The sequence below is a fragment of the Klebsiella sp. HC6 genome, from assembly GCF_022605325.1.
GTDB lineage: Bacteria > Pseudomonadota > Gammaproteobacteria > Enterobacterales > Enterobacteriaceae > Klebsiella > Klebsiella terrigena.
The window spans coordinates 107,324-127,676 of record NZ_CP093276.1 but is presented as its reverse complement, the minus strand read 5'-3'; the positions used below and the strand labels follow the sequence as shown (position 1 = coordinate 127,676).

At 58.4% G+C, this 20,353-nt stretch carries 22 protein-coding genes; 12 read left to right on the top strand and 10 right to left on the bottom strand.

The genetic code is table 11. The features are described 5' to 3' along the window. Nucleotides 1–22 precede the first annotated feature (22 nt). Nucleotides 23–1,105 carry a glycosyltransferase family 9 protein gene (locus tag MMW58_RS00620; RefSeq protein ID WP_241722598.1) on the bottom strand — a complete coding sequence of 361 codons (1,083 nt, stop codon included), beginning with the start codon at nucleotides 1,103–1,105 and terminating at the stop codon, nucleotides 23–25. 21 nt (nucleotides 1,106–1,126) lie between these two features. Then, nucleotides 1,127–2,089 carry a polysaccharide deacetylase family protein gene (locus MMW58_RS00615; protein WP_241722597.1) on the bottom strand — a complete coding sequence of 321 codons (963 nt, stop codon included), beginning with the start codon at nucleotides 2,087–2,089 and terminating at the stop codon, nucleotides 1,127–1,129. 111 nt (nucleotides 2,090–2,200) lie between these two features. Between MMW58_RS00615 and rfaQ the strand changes: the two genes are divergently transcribed. The 7 genes from rfaQ to coaD all read left to right on the top strand — a co-directional run bounded on the left by rfaQ (nucleotide 2,201) and on the right by coaD (nucleotide 9,133). Then, nucleotides 2,201–3,277 carry a putative lipopolysaccharide heptosyltransferase III gene (gene rfaQ, locus MMW58_RS00610; RefSeq protein WP_241722596.1) on the top strand — a complete coding sequence of 359 codons (1,077 nt, stop codon included), beginning with the start codon at nucleotides 2,201–2,203 and terminating at the stop codon, nucleotides 3,275–3,277. Then, the gene (locus MMW58_RS00605; RefSeq protein ID WP_241722595.1) at nucleotides 3,274–4,401 is read left to right on the top strand and encodes a glycosyltransferase family 4 protein; all 1,128 of its coding nucleotides are present in this window, start codon (nucleotides 3,274–3,276) and stop codon (nucleotides 4,399–4,401) included. Before rfaQ ends, MMW58_RS00605 begins: the two co-directional genes overlap by 4 nt. 2 nt (nucleotides 4,402–4,403) lie before the next feature. Further along, a complete protein-coding gene (locus MMW58_RS00600; protein ID WP_241722594.1) occupies nucleotides 4,404–5,498 on the top strand; it encodes a glycosyltransferase in 1,095 nt (364 codons plus the stop codon). A 30-nt stretch (nucleotides 5,499–5,528) separates the two neighbouring features. Beyond that, complete coding sequence (locus tag MMW58_RS00595) at nucleotides 5,529–6,518, top strand: glycosyltransferase (RefSeq protein ID WP_241722593.1); 990 nt, start codon at nucleotides 5,529–5,531, stop codon at nucleotides 6,516–6,518. Between the two features lie 91 nt (nucleotides 6,519–6,609). Further along, nucleotides 6,610–7,884 carry a lipid IV(A) 3-deoxy-D-manno-octulosonic acid transferase gene (gene waaA / locus MMW58_RS00590; protein WP_076946284.1) on the top strand — a complete coding sequence of 425 codons (1,275 nt, stop codon included), beginning with the start codon at nucleotides 6,610–6,612 and terminating at the stop codon, nucleotides 7,882–7,884. Then, a complete protein-coding gene (locus tag MMW58_RS00585; protein WP_241722592.1) occupies nucleotides 7,884–8,654 on the top strand; it encodes a glycosyltransferase family 2 protein in 771 nt (256 codons plus the stop codon). The genes waaA and MMW58_RS00585 overlap by 1 nt, the downstream gene beginning before the upstream one ends. Nucleotides 8,655–8,656: 2 nt before the next feature. Continuing rightward, nucleotides 8,657–9,133 carry a pantetheine-phosphate adenylyltransferase gene (gene coaD / locus MMW58_RS00580; RefSeq protein ID WP_041143223.1) on the top strand — a complete coding sequence of 159 codons (477 nt, stop codon included), beginning with the start codon at nucleotides 8,657–8,659 and terminating at the stop codon, nucleotides 9,131–9,133. A 24-nt stretch (nucleotides 9,134–9,157) separates the two neighbouring features. On the opposite strand, the gene mutM is transcribed toward coaD, so the two are convergent. The 4 genes from mutM to radC all read right to left on the bottom strand — a co-directional run bounded on the left by mutM (nucleotide 9,158) and on the right by radC (nucleotide 11,420). Beyond that, nucleotides 9,158–9,967 (bottom strand): bifunctional DNA-formamidopyrimidine glycosylase/DNA-(apurinic or apyrimidinic site) lyase, encoded by an 810-nt coding sequence (gene mutM, locus MMW58_RS00575; protein WP_133600188.1) that lies wholly within the window; start codon nucleotides 9,965–9,967, stop codon nucleotides 9,158–9,160. Between the two features lie 97 nt (nucleotides 9,968–10,064). Beyond that, nucleotides 10,065–10,232, bottom strand: coding sequence for a 50S ribosomal protein L33 (gene rpmG / locus MMW58_RS00570; protein ID WP_003024094.1), 168 nt, complete (start codon nucleotides 10,230–10,232; stop codon nucleotides 10,065–10,067). 20 nt (nucleotides 10,233–10,252) lie between these two features. Continuing rightward, nucleotides 10,253–10,489 (bottom strand): 50S ribosomal protein L28, encoded by a 237-nt coding sequence (gene rpmB, locus MMW58_RS00565; RefSeq protein WP_002436699.1) that lies wholly within the window; start codon nucleotides 10,487–10,489, stop codon nucleotides 10,253–10,255. A gap of 265 nt (nucleotides 10,490–10,754) precedes the next feature. Further along, entirely contained in the window at nucleotides 10,755–11,420 is a 666-nt protein-coding gene (gene radC / locus MMW58_RS00560) for a RadC family protein (protein ID WP_045853837.1), read from the bottom strand. A 177-nt stretch (nucleotides 11,421–11,597) separates the two neighbouring features. Here radC and coaBC point away from each other — a divergent pair, with 177 nt between their 5' ends. The 3 genes from coaBC (at nucleotide 11,598) to slmA (ending at nucleotide 13,967) form a co-directional block, all read left to right on the top strand. After that, on the top strand, nucleotides 11,598–12,809 hold the full coding sequence (gene coaBC / locus MMW58_RS00555) for a bifunctional phosphopantothenoylcysteine decarboxylase/phosphopantothenate--cysteine ligase CoaBC (protein WP_241723790.1): 1,212 nt from the start codon (nucleotides 11,598–11,600) through the stop codon (nucleotides 12,807–12,809). Beyond that, entirely contained in the window at nucleotides 12,787–13,245 is a 459-nt protein-coding gene (gene dut, locus MMW58_RS00550; protein WP_041143227.1) for a dUTP diphosphatase, read from the top strand. Before coaBC ends, dut begins: the two co-directional genes overlap by 23 nt. A gap of 125 nt (nucleotides 13,246–13,370) precedes the next feature. Beyond that, entirely contained in the window at nucleotides 13,371–13,967 is a 597-nt protein-coding gene (gene slmA / locus MMW58_RS00545; RefSeq protein WP_045853834.1) for a nucleoid occlusion factor SlmA, read from the top strand. Nucleotides 13,968–14,005: 38 nt separating this feature from the next. Here slmA and pyrE read toward each other — a convergent pair whose 3' ends face one another. Together pyrE and rph are read right to left on the bottom strand one after the other, a co-directional pair. After that, nucleotides 14,006–14,647, bottom strand: coding sequence for an orotate phosphoribosyltransferase (gene pyrE, locus MMW58_RS00540; protein WP_241722591.1), 642 nt, complete (start codon nucleotides 14,645–14,647; stop codon nucleotides 14,006–14,008). Between the two features lie 72 nt (nucleotides 14,648–14,719). Next, the gene (gene rph, locus MMW58_RS00535; protein ID WP_133600189.1) at nucleotides 14,720–15,436 is read right to left on the bottom strand and encodes a ribonuclease PH; all 717 of its coding nucleotides are present in this window, start codon (nucleotides 15,434–15,436) and stop codon (nucleotides 14,720–14,722) included. Between the two features lie 125 nt (nucleotides 15,437–15,561). On the opposite strand from rph, the gene MMW58_RS00530 reads away from it, so the two are divergent. Next, on the top strand, nucleotides 15,562–16,425 hold the full coding sequence (locus tag MMW58_RS00530) for a YicC/YloC family endoribonuclease (protein WP_133600190.1): 864 nt from the start codon (nucleotides 15,562–15,564) through the stop codon (nucleotides 16,423–16,425). Between the two features lie 54 nt (nucleotides 16,426–16,479). On the opposite strand, the gene MMW58_RS00525 is transcribed toward MMW58_RS00530, so the two are convergent. Continuing rightward, the gene (locus MMW58_RS00525; protein WP_241722590.1) at nucleotides 16,480–17,739 is read right to left on the bottom strand and encodes a chloride channel protein; all 1,260 of its coding nucleotides are present in this window, start codon (nucleotides 17,737–17,739) and stop codon (nucleotides 16,480–16,482) included. Nucleotides 17,740–18,015: 276 nt separating this feature from the next. Here MMW58_RS00525 and MMW58_RS00520 point away from each other — a divergent pair, with 276 nt between their 5' ends. Then, nucleotides 18,016–18,633 carry a trimeric intracellular cation channel family protein gene (locus MMW58_RS00520; RefSeq protein WP_128876903.1) on the top strand — a complete coding sequence of 206 codons (618 nt, stop codon included), beginning with the start codon at nucleotides 18,016–18,018 and terminating at the stop codon, nucleotides 18,631–18,633. A gap of 5 nt (nucleotides 18,634–18,638) precedes the next feature. Here MMW58_RS00520 and ligB read toward each other — a convergent pair whose 3' ends face one another. After that, on the bottom strand, nucleotides 18,639–20,315 hold the full coding sequence (gene ligB, locus MMW58_RS00515; RefSeq protein WP_241722589.1) for an NAD-dependent DNA ligase LigB: 1,677 nt from the start codon (nucleotides 20,313–20,315) through the stop codon (nucleotides 18,639–18,641). Nucleotides 20,316–20,353: the final 38 nt, after the last annotated feature.

Genomic DNA, 20,353 nt, shown 5'->3' with positions numbered 1-20,353 from the left:
AGGGCCCTGACGGGGCCCTTTTTTACGCCTGCCCGGCGGAAGCCGCCAGGCTATCCGCCTGCACTTTGATAACCGGCCAGATGGCATCAATCGTCATATCGGCAACGTTGACCTCTTCGCAGACGACCTGCCTGGCCTTGTCGTAGCCCGGCGCCCAGATGGTGTATCCCGGCAGGCCGGTGTCTTTGAGTTTGCGCTTGTTGTAGACCGCCACCATCGGCTTATCGAACGCCCTGGCGATATGGACAATCGCGGTATCCGCGGTGATAACAAGATCGCAGCAGCGAATCACCTCTACCGCTGAATTAATGTTGCTATCAGGGAGATACAGCGCCGTATCCAGCTCCAGCTGGCGAATTTTTTCGCTATGCCCAACCATCACCACGCTCACTTTGTAAGGCAGGGCGTGCAGCCGCTCAATCAAATCCGCGACCTGGTGACGGCAAAAGTCCTTATCGACTGAGGCGGTGAAGGGGTTTATGGCGATACAAATTTCGCGACCCTTTTCCTGCGCCAGTAAATGCTTCACTCTCTGCCGCTCGGCGGCATCGCCGGGGAGATGATAGTGGTAATGCTCATTGACGATGCCAAATAGCCTGGCCACCTCTTTATAGCGGGCAGAAATATGGCGCTGGCTGTCGAAAAAGGCAATTGACTGATCGTAAAGCTTATATTCGTCTTTATTAAAACCGATATTGCAGGGGGCGCCTAAATCCGCGAGTAATTTAAAACGCTCGTAGGTTTTCACGTCATCAAAATCAACCACGACGTCAAACCCTGCCGCGCGTAATTCATCCAACGCCATCCGGGGTCGATATAAATAGACCCGCTCCAGGAAGTCTGCGCCGGCCAGCATTTGCCGGCATATCGGCCCGGTAAGCACGGAAACCTGATAGCCATGCCCGGACAGCAGCTTTGCACAGCCGGTGGTCACCACCATATCGCCGACCTTGTCGTCGAGGCGCAAAAATAAAACGCGCTGAATCTGCGCAGGATTAAACGGCTGACGCTCGCGCTTATTTCTGTAACGGTAGTTAATTAAATTAAATTTAATTTCGCGAAAGAAAGCGTTTTTCTTCCGCGTCAGCTGTTTAAAAATACCCATACGATCCCTGCTTATGGCTTTTTAGCGCGATGCCTGTTTGCGTTGATAGTACTCCGCCAGGGTCATCCCTTTGACCTGCGGCGCCAGCCAGCTGAAGAAGCTTTCGAGGTCCGCATACAAACGTTCGATATCCTGCTCGTTTTTAAACGTCGGGCTGCCGCCGGGCATGTACTCAGAAGAGTGGAGCATATATTCGACGTAGTCATTACCCTGAGTCAACGTCTGTTCGACGACCTTTTTCATCGTCTCAACGTTACCGCCCATCGGCCGCAGCCAGTGAACCGACGGCGAGCGCACCTTGCCGCGCAGGCGGTCATAGCCCTGCTTAATGCCGTTCATCAGGGCGCTGTGTTTGTACTGGATGCTCATCGGCACCTCCAGCAGCGGAGAGCGCCCTTCCCGGCTGATGTCGTTCTCGTCGAGGAAGTAGGCGTGCTGCGGGAAGCGGCGATAATCGGTGCCGCCATCGCCCTGCGGGGCGCCTTTCGCCGTTTTCCAGTTAACCCGGGGCGTCACCGAACAGTCGACCTGATAGCCATGCTCCACCAGCAGGCGCGCGTAGCGCTCATCAAACGCCCAGCGTCCGGCGCGATGGCTAACCATTTTGGTCTGGAAGGTCTCTTCCAGCAGGCGGGTCATATAGGCGACTTTTTCACGCATTGCCGCATCGCTGTATTCGATAAGATAGGGCTTATGTCGCCAGTCATCGGCGGTCAGCGGGTCGGTCGGCGGGCTGTTCCAGGCATGCAGGTGCATGCCGATTTCGGCGGTGCCGCAGGCAATCACATCTTTGGCGAATTCGATATAGAATGGATCTATCGCCATCTCGTAGTTGGTTAAATAGACCGGCTTAAAGCCATACTTTTCGCAAAGCTGCTGAAAACGCGGTAAATAACGCGCATTCTCAGTGGTGATGCTGTCATGTTTTTGCCAGAGGTTATCACCCTCGGTATCAATCGTGATGAGAAATGCGGGATTGTGCACGAAAACGTCCTCAGACCATACGTATCGGGTCATGGTAGAGCAAGACAACGCTTCTCTCAATCTATCTGATCCCCTAGAATCGGAACCCTGATACTGAATGAAGAACAGAGAATGACGCCTGAAACCCGCTCTCCCGGTGCCGTGAACCCGGCGCGCATCCTGGTTATCAAGCTGCGCCATCACGGCGATATGCTGCTGATCACGCCGCTCGTTCACGCCCTCAAACGGCAGTATCCCGCGGCCAGCGTTGATGTGCTGCTTTATGAAGAGACCCGGGATATGCTCGCGGCGAACGCGGATGTTAACCAGATTTACGCGATTGACCGCCGCTGGAAAAAGCAGGGAACCGGCCATCAGCTCAAAATGGAGCTGCGGCTGATCCGCACGCTTCGCCAGCAGCGCTACGACATGGTGCTCAACCTAGCCGATCAGTGGCCGAGCGCCATTATTACCCGCTTAACCGGCGCCGCCACGCGCATCGGCTTTGATTTCCCGAAACGCCGCCATCCGGCCTGGCGCTTCTGCCATACCGCCCTGGCCTCCACCCGGGAGCATCAAAGCCTGCATACGGTGGAGCAGAACCTCTCCATTCTGGCTCCCCTCGGGCTGGCCGTTAACGACGCTCCGGCGCGCATGGGCTACAGCGAACAGGACTGGGAGAGCAGCCGCGCGCTGCTGCCGGCGGGCTTCGAAGGTAACTATATCGTCATTCAACCCACCTCCCGCTGGTTCTTTAAATGCTGGCGGGAAGAGCGGATGAGCGCGCTGATTAACGCGCTGTCGGCAGCGGGGCATGCCGTGGTGCTAACCTCGGGGCCCGATGCGAAAGAGAAGCGCATGGTAGAGACCATTATCGCCGGCTGCCCGGACGCCCGCCTGCACTCTCTTGCCGGCCAGCTGACCCTGCGCCAGCTGGCGGCCGTCATCGGCCACGCCCGCTTATTTGTCGGCGTTGATTCCGTACCCATGCATATGGCTGCCGCCCTCGGCACGCCGCTGGTCGCGCTGTTCGGCCCATCAAAGCTAACCTTCTGGAGCCCGTGGCAGGCGAAGGGCGAAGTCATCTGGGCCGGAGACTTTGGTCCTCTGCCCGACCCTGACGACATTGATACCGGTACAGAAGAACGCTATCTCGATTTAATTCCCGCCGACGTCGTTATTGCGGCGGCAAAAAAGGTGCTGGCATGAGCAAATTCAGGCTCGCCCTGGTGCGGCAGAAATATCGCCCCGACGGCGGCGCGGAGCGTTTCGTTTCCCGCGCGCTGGAGGCCCTCGATAGCAGTAATCTTGAGCTGAACGTCATCACCCGCGAATGGCAGGGGCCGGTGAAGCCCGAGTGGAATATTCGCATCTGCAACCCGCGCAAATGGGGACGCATCAGCCGTGAACGCGGCTTTGCCGACGCCGCGCGCCGGCTGTGGCAGGGCGAAAACTTCGATCTGGTTCAGAGCCATGAGCGCATCCCGGGCTGCGATCTGTATCGCGCCGGCGACGGCGTCCATCGCCGCTGGCTGGAGCAGCGCTCGCGCATACTGCCCGGCTGGAAAAGCCGCCTGCTGTTTGCCGATCGCTACCACCGCTACGTCATGCGGGCCGAACGCGAGATGTATCACGACCCGCACCTGCGCGGGGTCATCTGCAACGCGGAGATGATTAAACAGGAAATTATTGCAGACTTCGGCCTGCCGGCGGAGAAGATCCGCGTTATCTACAACGCGATTGATAACCAGCGCTTCCTGCCGCCGACGGAGGAGGTTTTTGTCGCGCTGCGTGACCAATGGAACCTGCCGCGCCGGGCAACCTGCCTGATCTACGTGGGCTCCGGCTTTGAACGCAAGGGGCTGGAGGCGGCGATCCGCGCCATCGCCCCCACCGATCGCTATCTGCTGGTGGTGGGCAAAGACAAAGACCAGAGCCGCTATCAGGCGCTGGCTAAAACGCTGAACTGCGGGGAGCGGGTACGCTTCTTCGGCATGCAGTCAGAAACCCTGCCCTTCTACCAGATGGCCGACGGGCTGCTGCTGCCCACGCTGTACGATCCGTTCCCGAACGTTATCCTTGAAGCGATGGCCTGCGGTCTGCCGGTGATTACCACCACCGGCTGCGGCGGATCGGAGTTTATTATTCAGGGCAGCAACGGTTTCGTTTGCGACGCGCTGGATATTTCGGCGCTGCAGCAGGCGGTGGCCGCGCTCCCCGCCCGCGCCCTAGGTTCAGCGGAAGGCATCCGGGCGCGCGAACGCATTATGACCTGCACCAGCGAGCGGCTCTCAGCGCAGCTGCTCTCTTTCTATCAGGACCTGGTAAAATAGCTATGCGCATACTGTTTGTCATCGACGGCCTGCCCGGCGGCGGAGCGGAAAAAGTGGTGCTCACGCTGGCGGAACATTTTTTACGTCAGGGGGAGCGCGTCTCGCTGTTTTCACTGCGCGACGTTTGCGACTACCCGCTGCCGGAAGGGCTGGATTATCGGGTGATTAGCGACCGCTGTCGAAAGCCGTGGCGCAAGCTGACCGAGCTGTCGCGCCGCGCGGGCCAGCTTGATGCGGCCATCGCCGAATCTGAACAGCAGGGCAGCTTCGATCTGGTGCTCTCCAATCTGCATAAAACCGACCGCATCGTCGCCCGCAGCCGCGCGCTCGCGCAGCGTAACGTCTGGTTCTGCCTGCACGGCGTCTTCTCTACCTCGTATCTTGGTCACCGTACCGGCTTCGATCGCTGGATGAAGCAGCAGAAAATCAGGCGCGTCTATCAGGGACGCAACCTGGTAACCGTCTCCGATGCGGTCGGCGAGGATCTGGTCAGCCAGTTCGCCATTCGCCCGGCGCAGCTGAAAACGATTTATAATCCGTTCGATATCGCCGCCCTGCGGGCCGGCGCGGAGATGGCGGGCGAGCAGCCTGCCGGGGACTATATTATCCACGTCGGGCGTTTTCACCCCGGCAAGCGCCACGATCGGCTGATTGAGGCCTATGCCCAAAGCGGTATCCAGGCGCCGCTGGTGCTGCTGGGACAGGGCAAGCCGGAGCAGGAACAGCGCCTGCGCCAGCTGGCGGAGCGGCTGCAGGTCGGCGATCGCGTGCTGTTTAAAGGCTTCCATAAAAACCCGCTGCCGTGGATTAAACACGCCAGGATGCTGGTGCTCAGCTCGGATAGCGAAGGCTTTGGCAACGTTATCGTCGAAGCGCTGCTGCTGAACACGCCGGTTGCCAGCACCCGCTGTCCGGGCGGCGTGACGGAGATCCTTACCGGCGAATTAGCCCGCGGCCTCGCCGATCTCAACGGCCCGGCGCTGGCTCAGACGATGCAAAGCATTTACCATAACCCGCCTGTCATCGAACAATCCGCGCTGGAAAAGTTCAGCGTCGATACGATTTGTCAGCAGTACCGTCAGCTGCGCCGCGCCTGACGCCGTTATTTAACCAGGATCGAATGATTTATGAGTCAAACGCCTTTACTGAGCATCGTGGCCGCCGTCTACAACGGCGAAAAATTCCTTGCCCAGTTCTTTGAATGCCTTGAGCAACAGCAGCTGGAAAGCTATGAACTGATCCTGGTGAACGACGGCTCGACGGACGGCAGCCTCGCGGTTATCGATGCGTGGAAAGCGCGGCTACAAAACGTGAGGGTGCTGGAGCAGGAAAACCAGGGCGTCTCGGTCGCGCGCAACACCGGGCTGGCGGTAGCCACCGGTAAATACCTGGCGTTCCCGGATATCGACGACAAGCTTTACCCCGGCATGTACCGCACGCTGCTGGCGATGGCGGAGCAGGGCAATCTCGATATCGCCACCTGCAACGGCCGCTACGTCTACGAGAGCAAAAATGATATCCATCCGATCCTTCCTCCGGATCGGCTGCCGTCTACCGGCGTGCTGCCGGGCCACGTGTGGCTAAAACAGGCGCTGGATTCGCGTAAGTTCCTGCACGTGACCTGGCTGAACATCTATCGCCGCGAATTTATCATGCAGCATCGTTTTCACTTTGAGCCGGGCCTGCGCCATCAGGATATTCCCTGGACCACCGAGGCGCTGCTGGCGGCCGAGCGCGTGCAGTACACCAGCGAGCAGTTTTACGATTACTATATCCATTCAGAATCGGTATCGCACAAGCCGGATAACGACGACACGCTGATGCGCTCTTCCCGCCACTACATGAAGATTCTGGAGATGCTCGACGCCATTAACCAACGCTACCCGGATAAGGTGCGCCATATTTCAGCCTGCCGCTGGCAGATTGCGAAAGAGGGGCTGGGAATTATTCATACCTTCGATAGCATGAAAGATGAATCAAAAAAGCATATTATCATTAAAGAGTTTTTCGACCGCGGCATCTGGCACCTGATCTGGAAAAATGCCGGAACGTTCCGCTTACGCTGGCGCCTTGGGCGGCGCTACCTGCGTATTAAGCGCTATCGCAACGCGGCCTGACGCTGAATCCCTTTGTTTCCGCCAAAGGGATAGCTTTACATGGGCTAAATGCTTAGAATTTGCCCGCTAAAACATAAAACGGATAAATCGCTTGGAATTGCTTTATACCACCCTACTCTATCTTATTCAGCCGCTGGTCTGGCTGCGACTGCTGCTGCGCAGCCGTAAGGCACCCGCCTACCGCAAACGCTGGGCTGAACGTTATGGCTTTTGTCAGAACAAGGTAGCGCCGGATGGGATTCTGCTGCATTCCGTTTCCGTGGGTGAGACGCTTGCTGCCATCCCGCTGGTACGCGCCCTGCGCCACCGTTATCCTTATCTGCCGATCACCGTCACCACCATGACGCCGACCGGCTCCGAGCGCGCGATGTCCGCATTCGGCAAAGACGTTCACCACGTCTACCTGCCTTACGACCTCCCCTGCGCGATGAACCGCTTCCTCAACACCGTTCAGCCGAAGCTGGTTATCGTGATGGAAACCGAGCTGTGGCCGAATATGGTCGCCGCTTTGCACAAGCGTAAAATTCCGCTGGTTATCGCTAACGCCCGCCTCTCCGAGCGCTCGGCGAAGGGCTATGCCAAACTGGGTAAGTTTATGCGCCGCCTGCTGAGCCGCATTACGCTTATCGCCGCGCAGAATGAAGAAGACGCCAGCCGCTTTATCTCCCTTGGGCTGAAGCGCAATCAGCTGGCGGTCACCGGCAGCCTGAAGTTTGATATTTCCGTTACGCCGGAGCTGGCCGCACGCGCCATCACCCTGCGCCGCCAGTGGGCGCCGCACCGCCAGGTGTGGATCGCCACCAGCACCCACGACGGCGAAGAGCAAATCGTTTTGCAGGCGCATAAAAAGCTGCTGGAAACCTTCCCTGACCTGCTGCTGATCCTCGTCCCTCGCCACCCTGAACGCTTCGGCGACGCGCGGGAGATGGTGCAGAAAGCGGGTATGAGCTTTACCCTGCGCAGCACCGGCGAAATCCCGTCCAATAGCACCCAGGTGGTGATTGGCGATACCATGGGCGAGCTGATGCTGCTGTACGGCATTGCCGATCTTGCCTTTGTCGGCGGCAGCCTGGTCGAACGCGGCGGTCATAACCCGCTGGAGCCGGCGGCGCACGCCATCCCGGTCCTGATGGGCCCGCACACCTTCAACTTCAAAGATATTTGCGCCAAGCTGCAGCAGGATGACGGTCTGATCACCGTGACCGACCTCAATTCGCTGGTCACCCAGGTTTCTAACCTGCTGACCGACGAAGATTATCGCCTGTGGTACGGCCGTCACGCGGTAGAAGTCCTGCATCAAAACCAGGGCGCGCTCTCCCGTCTGCTACAGTTACTGCAACCCTATCTGCCGCAGCGGAGCCACTAATGTCGACCCGACTGTCCGTCGTGATGATCGCCAAAAACGCGGCGGATCTGCTGCCGGACTGTCTGGCGTCGGTAGGCTGGGCCGATGAGATAGTGCTGCTGGATTCCGGCAGCAGCGACGGCACCGTTGAGCTGGCGCGCAGCCTCGGCGCTCAGGTCTACATCAACACCGACTGGCAGGGCTACGGCGTTCAGCGCCAGCGCGCCCAGGATTACGCCACCGGCGACTATGTGCTGATGATTGATACCGACGAGCGCGTCACCCCGGAGCTGGCGGACTCCCTGCGCCAGACGCTGACGGCGCCAAAAGAGGGCGCGATCTACAGCATTGCCCGGCGGAACTATTTCCTTGGCCGCTTTATGCGCCACAGCGGCTGGTATCCCGATCGCGTGATGCGCCTGTACCCGCGCCTTGGTTATCGCTATAACAATAATCTGGTACACGAATCCCTCGACGCCAAAGGCGCGCAGATTATCGAACTGACCGGCGACCTGCTGCATCTGACCTGCCGCGACTTCTCCGGCTTTCAGCAAAAGCAGCTGGCCTACGCCACCGCCTGGGCGCAGGAACGTCATCAGAAGGGGAAAAAAACCTCGCTGATGAGTATCTTCGGCCATACGCTGGGGGCATTTGTGAAAACGCTGCTGCTGCGCGGTGGCGTGCTGGATGGTAAACAGGGCTGGCTGCTCGCCGTGGTCAACGCGCAGTATACGTTTAATAAATACACCGAGCTGTGGGCGCTGAGCCGCGGCTACTCGGAGAGAGTGTAATTATGAGCACAAAAGCGATTTATCCGGGTACCTTCGACCCTATCACCAACGGTCATATCGATATCGTCACCCGCGCGGCCAGCATGTTTGACAAAGTGCTGCTGGCGATTGCCGCCAGCCCGAGCAAGAAGCCGATGTTCAGCCTCGACGAACGCATTGCGCTGGCGCAGCAGTCAACCGCGCACCTGGTCAACGTTGAGGTCATTGGCTTTAGTGATTTGATGGCCAATTTCGCCCGCGCGCAGCAGGCCAACATTTTGATTCGCGGCCTGCGGGCGGTGGCGGATTTCGAATATGAGATGCAGCTGGCGCATATGAACCGCCATCTGATGCCGACCCTCGAAAGCGTCTTCCTGATGCCGTGCAAAGAGTGGTCGTTTATCTCCTCATCGCTGGTCAAGGAGGTCGCGCGCCATCAGGGCGACGTATCCCACTTCCTGCCGGCTAACGTGCACCAGGCGCTGCTGAAAAAGCTCTAATCTTTGCGCTTTCGGGGCGATGTCCTACTTCTGACACTGGCGACAATAAAACGTCGCCCGCTGGGCGTGCTTGCCGGCGATAATCGGCGTACCGCAGGTACGACAGGGCTCGCCTTTGCGTCCGTATACCTGCAGCTCCTGGGCAAAATATCCCGGCTTACCGTCGCTTTGCAGGAAATCCTTCAGCGTGGTCCCGCCCTGTTCAATCGAGCGCAGCAGCACGGCTTTAATCACCTTCACCAGCCGCTCGCACTCTTCATGCGATAGCGACGATGCCAGCCGGTCGGGATGGATCCCGGCGGAAAACAGCGATTCGCTGGCGTAGATATTCCCGACCCCCACCACCAGCTTGTTATCCATTAGCCAGGGCTTAATGGCGGTTTTCTTTTTCGCGCACCTCAGCTGCAGGTAGGCGGCGTTGAAATCGTCGCTCAGCGGCTCAGGGCCGAGATGCGCCAGCGCAGGATGCCCTTCCAGCTCTTTGGTCCACAGCCAGGCGCCAAAGCGTCGAGGGTCGGTATAGCGCAGCACCTTGCCGTTGCTCATCACCAGGTCGACATGGTCATGCTTCTCTGCGGGCAGCTCTTCGCTCAGAATGCGCAGGCTTCCTGACATGCCGAGGTGAATGATAATCCAGCCGCCAGGCAGCTCCAGCAGCAGGTATTTGGCGCGTCGACGTACGCTGAGCACCGGCACGTCGCTCAGACGGTAGATCTCTTCAGAAACCGGCCAGCGCAGGCGTCCATTGCGAATAGCGGCGTGTAGAATAGTTGCGCCAACCAGATGCGGTTCAATCCCGCGTCGGCTGGTTTCCACCTCAGGTAATTCAGGCATAGCGTCTCCGGCTGTATTGCAGATGTCTTTATTATGGGGATGGCCAGAAAACAAAAAACCCCGCCAGGGCGGGGTTTTTTTTACATCAAAGCTAAAATTATTTGATTTTAGCTTCTTTGTATAAAACGTGCTGACGGACAACTGGATCGAACTTTTTCAGTTCCAGTTTTTCCGGCTTAGTACGCTTGTTCTTCGTGGTGGTATAGAAGTGACCAGTACCAGCAGAAGAAACCAGCTTGATTTTCTCACGAATACCTTTAGCCATGATTTATTTCCTCTTAGTACTTAGTACTTTTCGCCACGGGCACGCAGTTCAGACAGAACTGTATCGATGCCTTTCTTATCAATAACACGCATACCTTTAGCAGATACGCGCAGGGTGACAAAACGCTTTTCGCTCTCAACCCAGAAACGGTGAGAGTGCAGGTTCGGCAGGAAACGGCGTTTGGTCGCGTTCAGTGCGTGGGAACGGTTGTTACCGGTCACCGGACGCTTGCCAGTAACTTGGCAGACTCGGGACATGTCTATTCTCCAAAAATCAAATTAGCTCGAGCTTCGTATGGGGTATTGGCGCCTCGTCAGGCTTTACAGCCCGGTCATCGCAGTTCTACACGTCATTCTTCATGCCGCCTTGATGCAACCTGAAGAGTGGGTGTCTAAGTGAACCATCGATTGCCAGGCCCAAATGCCAAACCCGAGATTCTCAAAGGTGGCGTAGTATACGCTGACTCGGCGATGTGCTCAAGTCCCGAACAGACAAAGATCCCGCAGGATCGCGTGATCGGGGCTAAATCCAGCCGCGCTCGGCAAAAGATACGTACGCACCGCGGCCGATAACAAGGTGATCGAGCACGCGTATATCCATGAAACCACAACACTTTATCACTCTTTCGGTAATCAACCTGTCGGCCTTACTCGGCTCGGGGCTACCGGATGGATGATTATGTGCCAGGATCACCGCAGCGGCGTTCACTTTGATGGCTTCGCGTACAATTTCTCGCGGATGCACCTCAACGTGGCTAAGAGTACCAGAAAAAAGCCGGCTATGTTTCAATACCCGATTCTGATTATCTAAAAAGATCACCATAAAGATCTCCCGCTCCTCGTCCATCAGCTGGCTTTGCAAAAATTCCCGCGTCATCAGCGGCGTTACCAGAGAGGGCTCTTCAACTATCCGTCGGCTAAAATAGCGCCGCGCCAGCTCGGCGACGCCTTTTAGCTGGGCGAACTTCGCGAGGCCGATGCCGTCGATCTTGTCAAACTGCGCCTTGTCCGCCGATAGCAGGCCGTACAGCGAGCCAAAGCGCGCGAGCAGGTCGTGCGAAAACGTCATCACGTCCTGCTCGCGGGTGCCGGTACGTAAAAACAGCGCCAGCAGCTCAACGTCCGACAGCGCTTCGATACCGTAGAGCAGCATTTTTTCCCTTGGCAGCAGGGGTTCCAGTAAATCCATCGCAGCCTCTCTTTTCCAGTACGCCCCACATCCTGACATAGCCCTTCGCCGCTGCCGACGGCCGGCTTTTACCCGTGCGTAGCGGCTCGCAAAGTCAATTCCAGGCAGGCGCACGACGCCGACGGGATTGTGGTAAGATGCGCGAATTCTGGTGTACTCCAACAGGAAAAAATCATGATGAGTCTGGCTGGTAAAAAGATCGTTCTCGGCGTCAGCGGCGGCATCGCTGCCTACAAAACGCCTGAACTGGTACGCCGCCTGCGCGAGCGCGGCGCTGACGTACGGGTCGCCATGACGGAAGCCGCGAAGGCCTTCATTACGCCACTCAGCCTGCAGGCGGTGTCAGGTTATCCGGTTTCCGATAGCCTGCTCGACCCGGCAGCAGAAGCCGCGATGGGCCACATTGAGCTGGGAAAATGGGCCGACCTGGTTATCCTCGCCCCCGCAACCGCCGATCTGATCGCCCGCGTTGCTGCCGGCATGGCGAACGACCTGGTCTCCACTATCTGCCTCGCGACGCCGTCTCCGGTCGCCGTAGTGCCCGCCATGAACCAGCAGATGTATCGCGCCGCCGCGACGCAGCATAATCTTGAGGTCATCTCCTCCCGCGGTCTGCTGGTCTGGGGCCCGGACAGCGGAAGCCAGGCCTGCGGCGATATCGGCCCGGGCCGAATGCTGGATCCGCTGATCCTGGTCGATATGGCGGCCGCGCATTTTTCGCCTGTCAAAGATTTGCAACATCTCAACATCATGATTACCGCGGGCCCCACCCGCGAGCCGCTGGATCCGGTACGCTATATCAGCAATCAAAGCTCCGGTAAGATGGGCTTCGCTATCGCGGCCGCTGCGGCAAACCGCGGCGCCAGCGTCACGTTAGTCAGCGGTCCGGTTTCGCTACCGACGCCGCCTTTCGTGCAGCGGATTGACGTCACGACCGCGTTGGAAATGCAGGCCGCGGTCGACGGCGGCGTTCGGCAGCAGCATATTTTTATTGGCTGTGCGGCCGTCGCCGACTACCGAGCTATCACCGTTGCTGAGAAAAAAATCAAAAAGCAAGATGATGAATTAACAATAAAAATGGTCAAAAACCCGGATATCGTTGCCGGGGTCGCTGCGCTAACGGATAGCCGACCTTACGTCGTTGGGTTTGCCGCCGAAACGAATAATGTGGAAGAATACGCGAGGCAAAAACGCGACCGCAAAAATCTCGATCTGATCTGCGCCAATGATGTATCTAAGCCAAATCAGGGATTTAACAGCGACAGCAACGCATTACACCTTTTCTGGCAGGATGGAGATAAGCGCTTGCCACACGAGCGCAAGGAACTCCTGGGCCAATTATTACTCGACGAGATCGTGACCCGTTATGATGAAAAAAATCGACGTTAAGCTTCTGGACCCGCGCGTTGGCAAGGAGTTTCCGCTGCCAACCTACGCCACCTCCGGCTCTGCCGGACTTGACCTGCGGGCCTGTCTCGACGCCGCCGTAGAGCTTGCGCCGGGCGCAACCACCCTGCTGCCAACCGGCCTGGCTATTCATATCGCCGATCCGTCGCTGGCGGCGGTCATCCTGCCGCGCTCCGGGCTGGGCCATAAGCACGGCATCGTGCTGGGCAACCTGGTCGGCCTTATCGATTCCGACTATCAGGGGCAGCTGATGGTTTCCGTCTGGAACCGCGGCCAGCAGAGCTTTACTATTGAACCCGGCGAGCGCATCGCTCAAATGGTATTTGTACCCGTCGTACAGGCGGAATTTAACCTGGTGGAAGATTTTGATACCACCGAACGTGGCGAAGGTGGCTTTGGTCACTCAGGGCGCGCATAGGCCCGTCCACACAAAACCCGCATCCCAAAGCGCAATAATGCAATAACATCGCCGCAAATGACCGTTTGCGGCCGCTTTGTGGATGTCTGCCTGACAAGTGCTTATTTTCAGGGGTATTTTAAAACATGGCAGAAAAACAAACTGCGAAAAGGAATCGTCGCGAGGAAATACTTCAATCTCTGGCGCTAATGCTTGAATCCAGCGATGGTAGTCAACGTATTACCACGGCGAAACTGGCGGCGTCCGTCGGTGTGTCCGAAGCGGCGCTGTACCGTCATTTTCCCAGCAAAACCCGCATGTTCGATAGCCTGATCGAGTTTATCGAAGACAGTCTGATTACGCGCATCAATTTGATTTTAAAAGATGAGAAAGACACATCCGCGCGCCTGCGCCTGATCGTGCTGTTGATTCTTGGGTTTGGTGAGCGTAATCCTGGGCTGACGCGAATTCTGACCGGCCACGCGCTGATGTTTGAACAGGACCGCCTGCAGGACCGGATCAACCAGCTATTTGAACGCATTGAGGTTCAGCTACGCCAGGTCATGCGCGAGAAGAAAATGCGCGAAGGTGAAGGCTTCGTCACCGACGAATCTTTGCTGGCCAGCCAGCTGCTGGCGTTCTGCGAAGGCATGCTGTCGCGCTTTGTGCGCAGCGAGTTTAAATATCGTCCGACGGACGATTTTGACGCCCGCTGGCCGCTGGTCGCCGCGCAGCTACGGTAATCCGAAGCCCGGAGGCGTCACGCCCCGGGCTTTGTTATCTATACGCCAAACGCTTCGCGATAGGCGCGTACCGACGCCAGATGCTCGGCCATCTCCGGCTTCTCTTCCAGATAGCTAATCAGGTCCTTGAGGGTGACGATAGAGATCACCTTGCAGCCGTAATCGCGCTCAACTTCCTGAATCGCGGAAATTTCGCCGCGACCGCGTTCCTGACGATCCAGAGAAATCAGCACGCCGGCGAGCTCTGCCCCGTTGGTCTGGATAATCTCCATCGATTCGCGAATCGCGGTACCGGCGGTTATCACATCGTCGACCAGCATGACGCGACCCTGCAGGGCGCTGCCAACCAGATTGCCGCCTTCGCCGTGCGTTTTGGCCTCTTTGCGGTTAAAGCAGTAGGGTAAATCCAGGTCGTGATGTTCAGCCAGCGCAACCGCCGTGGTGGTCGCAATAGGAATGCCTTTGTAGGCCGGACCAAACAGCAGGTCAAAATCAATTCCGGAGTCGACCAGCGCTTCTGCATAGAAACGGCCCAACAGTGCCAGATCGCGCCCGGTGTTAAACAGGCCGGCGTTGAAGAAATAGGGGCTCTTGCGCCCGGATTTCAGCGTAAATTCGCCAAACTTAAGAACCTGCTTGTTAAGCGCAAACTCAATAAACTGGCGCTGATATGGTTTCATGGATTCGCTCCTCATCATACTTTCTATGGATCTACGGACAAAAAAAAGGCGACTTCTCAGTCGCCTTAAAAACTAGTTTTGCAACGCCGCCTTCTGCGTCGCGACAATGGATTCGATCCCCCCTCTGGCCAACGCCAGGAGGGTCAGGAGCTCTTCATGGGTAAACGGCTCGCCTTCCGCCGTGCCCTGCACCTCGATGATGCGACCGTCTTCGGTCATCACCACGTTCATATCGGTTTCCGCTGCGGAATCTTCCACGTACTCCAGATCGCAAAGCGCTTCACCGTTGACGATGCCGACGGAAACGGCAGCAACCATGCCTTTCATCGGGTTAGTTTTCAGCTTGCCGGCGGCGACCAGCTTGTTCAGAGCGTCGGCCAGCGCCACGCAGGCGCCGGTGATTGATGCGGTACGGGTACCGCCGTCGGCCTGCAGCACATCGCAATCGAGGGTAATGGTGAACTCGCCAAGCGCCTTCAGGTCTACCGCAGCGCGCAGCGCGCGGGCGATAAGACGCTGGATTTCCATGGTACGACCGCCCTGCTTACCTTTGGCGGCTTCACGCGCGTTACGGGTGTGCGTAGCGCGCGGCAGCATGCCGTATTCTGCGGTGATCCACCCCTGGCCCTGGCCTTTCAGAAAGCGCGGTACGCCTTCATCGATCGACGCGGTGCACAGCACTTTGGTGTCACCAAATTCGACCAGAACAGAGCCTTCAGCGTGTATGGTATAGTTACGGGTCAGGGTTACGGGACGCACCTGATTAGCGCTACGGCCTGCTGGACGCATGATGTTCTCTCCGGCTTGAAACGAATATGGCTGCGCATTATACGGATAATGGTTGCTTATTCCTATCCTGATAAGGCCCTGAAAGCTATAATCCCCCCCACTCTCCTTTAAAAACAGGAACGTCTATGATCCGCAGTATGACCGCCTATGCCCGTCGTGAAATTAAGGGCGAATGGGGCAGCGCCGCGTGGGAACTGCGCTCGGTAAACCAGCGCTACCTGGAAACCTATTTCCGTCTGCCGGAGCAGTTCCGTAGCCTGGAGCCCGTGGTGCGCGAGCGTATTCGTGCGCGTCTGACCCGCGGCAAAATCGAATGTACCCTGCGTTTTGAACAGGACCCCAGCGCTCAGGGTGAGCTGATTCTGAACGAAAACCTGGCAAAGCAGCTGGTTAACGCTGCCAACTGGGTAAAAATGCAGAGCGACGAAGGGGAAATCAACCCGGTTGATATCCTGCGCTGGCCCGGGGTCATGGCCGCTCAGGAGCAGGATCTCGACGCCATTGCCTCCGATATTCTCACCGCGCTAAACGGCGCGCTGGACGACTTTATCGTCGCTCGCGAAACCGAAGGCCAGGCGCTGAAGACGCTTATCGAACAGCGCCTGCAAGGCGTCAGTACCGAAGTCAGCAAAGTTCGCAGCCATATGCCGGAAATCCTGCAGTGGCAGCGCGAGCGCCTGGTATCCAAGCTGGAAGACGCGGAAGTGCAGCTGGAAAACAACCGTCTCGAGCAAGAGCTGGTGCTGATGGCGCAGCGTATCGACGTTGCCGAAGAGCTGGACCGTCTGGAAGCGCATGTCAAAGAGACCTACAACATTCTGAAGAAAAAAGAGGCCGTTGGCCGCCGCCTGGACTTTATGATGCAGGAGTTCAACCGCGAGTCGAACACCCTGGCGTCAAAATCGATCAATGCGGAAGTCACCAATTCTGCCATCGAGCTGAAAGTGCTGATTGAGCAGATGCGCGAGCAGATTCAGAACATCGAGTAACCGCAGGCTCCTCGATTAAAGGCTGGTTTTACCAGCCTTTTTTATCCCTTCATTTCAGAACCTGTACTTTCCGTCCAGTATCCGACAGGTGATAAAAGCGCCCGCAGCGCACAGCAGCGTGGGGGCCAGATAGCTATGGTCCATATGGGTAAACTCCATCACCAGCGCAACCGCCGTCAGCGGCATCTGCATTGACGCCGCCAGAAAAGCCGCGGCCCCAACCAGCGCAAAGCTGCCGGCGTCGCCGCCGGGCACCAACTGCTGCCAAAGCATACTCAGCAGCAGGCTCACCAGGCCTCCCACCGCCAGGCCAGGAGTCAACAACCCTCCTTCCGCACCGCCGCGCAGCACCGCCAGAATAACGATCGCTTTCAGGGCCAGAAGCACCAGCGCGCTATGCAATCCCAGTCCGTCGCCAATCGCAAGCTGCATCGGGCCTTTGCCATTGCCGGGTAGCTGCGGAAAATAGAGGCTCAGCCCGGCAAGAAGGGTAAACGCCAGCAGGCAAAATAGCGGCATCTGCCAGTTTGTCCTGACCCGCGCACGCGCGGCGCTGGTTGCCTGACGAAACAGCCACGCCGCCGCGCCAAGCAGCGGGCTGACGATTATCGCCCACCACATAAACGCGTGCGGGAGCGCCCCGGAGATAAAGTGGTACTGGGACTCATCCCCCAGCCCGAGCGCTGCCGTCCAGGCAGCAACGGCCGACGTCACCACGGCCGCCAGCGTTTTCTCCCAGCTAAATGACAGCAGCATCACTTCAAGGCTGAACAGGGCGCCGGCCAGCGGCACGTTATATACCGCCGCCAGCCCGGCACCGGCGCCGCAGGCAATCAGCGTGCGGGTTTCATCTTCGTGCAGGCCCATTCTGCGCGCCACGATACCGGCCCCCAGCGCCCCCATCTCTCGCGGCGCAACCTCCCGACCGAGCGGGGAGCCCAGCGCCACGGTGACTATCTGCAGCAGAGCGTGCAGGGTTGTTGTGCCCGCCGGCATCGGCACCGCGGGCGTGGCGACGGCGGCGGAAATCGATACCCGCTTCTGACCGTAGCGGCCCAGCAGCCACCAGCCAAACCCGGCGATCGCGCCGCCGACGACGATGGCCGTGAAGCGTCGGGGCCAGGAGGCATCCGTTACGCCCTGCAAAAATGACTCCGTGCCGATAAGACGATCGAGGCTATATCCAAAAGCAAGGTGCTGAATAGCATGCAAAATCATCGCCAGAACCATTCCCGACAGGCCGGCAAGGACTCCGGTCAGAACGACGGCCGCCAGGCGGAGCAGGTAGTTTTTCTCGCCGGTTACTCCGGTCATATTCTTAGGCCCTGAAAGAGGAAAATAAAATGATAACGGTCGCGAGTTAAATATTACGTATTTAGCGCGTATTTTCCTGACCAGCGCCGGCTGAGCCTGAATCATTACTTTTTCTAATCTTAAAACTAAAATAAAAACCCTTTAAACCCCACAAATAAAGGTAATCGAGAAAATCAGGCATTATTTTTTCAAGGCATAAATCGTTCACCTTAGAAAATCTCAGTCGTGATCCTGCGCACAAATCGCTAACCTGCCCGCTCTCATCGTGGGGGATCTATGCTGCTTCATATTCTGTATTTAATTGGTATTACCGCGGAAGCGATGACCGGCGCTCTGGCAGCCGGACGCCGTCGTATGGATACCTTCGGCGTTATCATTATTGCGACCGCCACCGCCCTGGGCGGCGGGTCGGTGCGGGATATTCTGCTCGGCCACTACCCTCTGGGCTGGGTCAAGAACCCGGAATACGTCATCATTGTTGCCGTCGCCGCGGTGCTCACCACGATTGCCGCCCCGGTTATGCCCCACCTGCGTCGGCTGTTTTTGGTCCTCGACGCCCTCGGCCTGGTAGTATTTTCAATCATCGGCGCGCAGATTGCCCTCGATATGGGAGAAGGCCCGGTTATCGCCTCTATCGCGGCGGTCATCACCGGCGTCTTCGGCGGCGTGCTGCGGGATATGTTCTGTAAGCGCATCCCGCTGGTGTTCCAGAAAGAGCTGTACGCCGGGATCTCTTTTGCCGCCGCCATTCTGTATATCGCCCTGCAGCACTATGTCAGCAGCCACGACGTGGTGGTCATCGCCACCCTGCTGTTTGGCTTTACCGCCCGCATGCTGGCCCTGCGCTGGAAGCTGGGTCTGCCGGTCTTCCACTACAACCATAACGCGCACTGATCGGGCTAAAACCCGGAGATGCCCTGCCCGCTGAGCCACTGCGCCAGCGCGGCAACGTCCGGATGCCGCAGAAAGGCCACCAGCTGACGCGCTTTTTCATCCCCCACGCCCGGCAGGCGCCGCCACTGCTCTTCGCTGCGCGCCAGCAGCTGCGACCAGCCCTCTCCGGCCAGGCCTGCCATCGCCACCTGCGGCACCGGCACTCCCAGAGCCTGCACCCAGCGCAGAAAGGGCTGCTGGCGGGCAAGGTTAAACTGGTGCCAGAGCCGCTGACCGCGTAGCGCAGAGATCCCCGGGACTGACTGCAGCTGCTGAGGGGTAAACGCCAGCCACGAAAAAAGATGCTCCATACGGAGAGAGTGATGGACGGCGCGCCACGCGGACTCACCGACGCTGCCGAGGTCCAGTACGGGCTTTGACGACAGCCAGACCAGCCTTGCAAGAAACTGTCCGCCGCACTCGGGGGAGAAAAAATAGCAGGTCAGCGCGTTAAAACGCGCCGGAGGCGGTTGAGGCTTGCGGCGCTGGGCCGTTCGCCACACCACGCTATCTATCCGCGGGATCCCCTGTCCCGCCAGGCTGATTTGCAGCTGATCGCCAATCGCAATATCCAGGCTTTGCCAGCGGGCCACCGACCCTACGCTCACGCGTTTAACCTGCTTATCGTCCAGCTGCTGCGGTTCGAGCCCTGCCACCACCGCAATTTTCCCGCTACGCCCGACGTAAAAGCGAAGGTCGCGCACCTCCATGATGCGGATGGCCGGAGGATACTTCCACGCCGCGACCCAATCCCCCTGCCCCGGCGACCAGAAGCGCCCGGCAGGCTCCTTGCCAAGGCGTACGACAACGCCATCGGTAGCAAAAGGTAGCGCTGACGTTAACCAACGTTCACGCCAGCGCGCAACCTGCTCCACGTCCGCCACCGGTTGAGAAAAGCCGCTGCTCTCGCTAAAGCCGGCCTGCTGTAGCAGAGCCTGCCGTTGACGCATCTCCTCGGGCCCATCCGGCCATGCCCAGATAAAGACGCCCAGATCCGCTAACGATGTCGATATATCCCGCCGCATCATGGCGCCAGCGACCGTCGCCCGGGCGTTCACTCCCCCCATCCGCTTCTGGATATGTCCGGCGCGGCGGAGAAAAAGCTCCCCCTGCAGCACGCTGTTTGCCAGCGCGCCCTTCGTCACTCTCGGCACGCCGGAAATCTGCCGCACTTTTGCCGTCCAGTCTTCACCGGCTCGCCCATCTCCCCGGCTGATGGCCTGCACCAGCCGCCCGCGGCGGTAAACCAGCGTCACCGCAACGCCATCCACCTTTGGCTGTACCCACAGATCGGTTTTGCCCCGCATCCAGCGCGCTACGTCGGCTTTTTCCGCCAGCTTACGCACGCCGGTGTGGGCAACCGGGTGCCGCACCTCGCCCCGGGGCGGCGGTAAATCATCGATGACCGGCGTTTTGATGGCAAAGCAGCGCCGCCACTCGACTAGCCGGGCGAAAAGCCGATCGTAGACGTCATCAGCGACTTCGCTGCTGCCGCGCTGCCAGTAGTCGTTTTTCCACCCGGCAACCTGCTGATTCAGGCGGCTGACCTCCTGTTCAGCCTGCGCCTGCGTCCACGCGGGGCAGGTCGACTGGCCGTATCCCGCCGTTATCCATATGCCTATCGCCCAAAGCCATTTTCGCACTGTGCTGCCCTCCTTTTTGCCCACCGGCATTCTGCCGC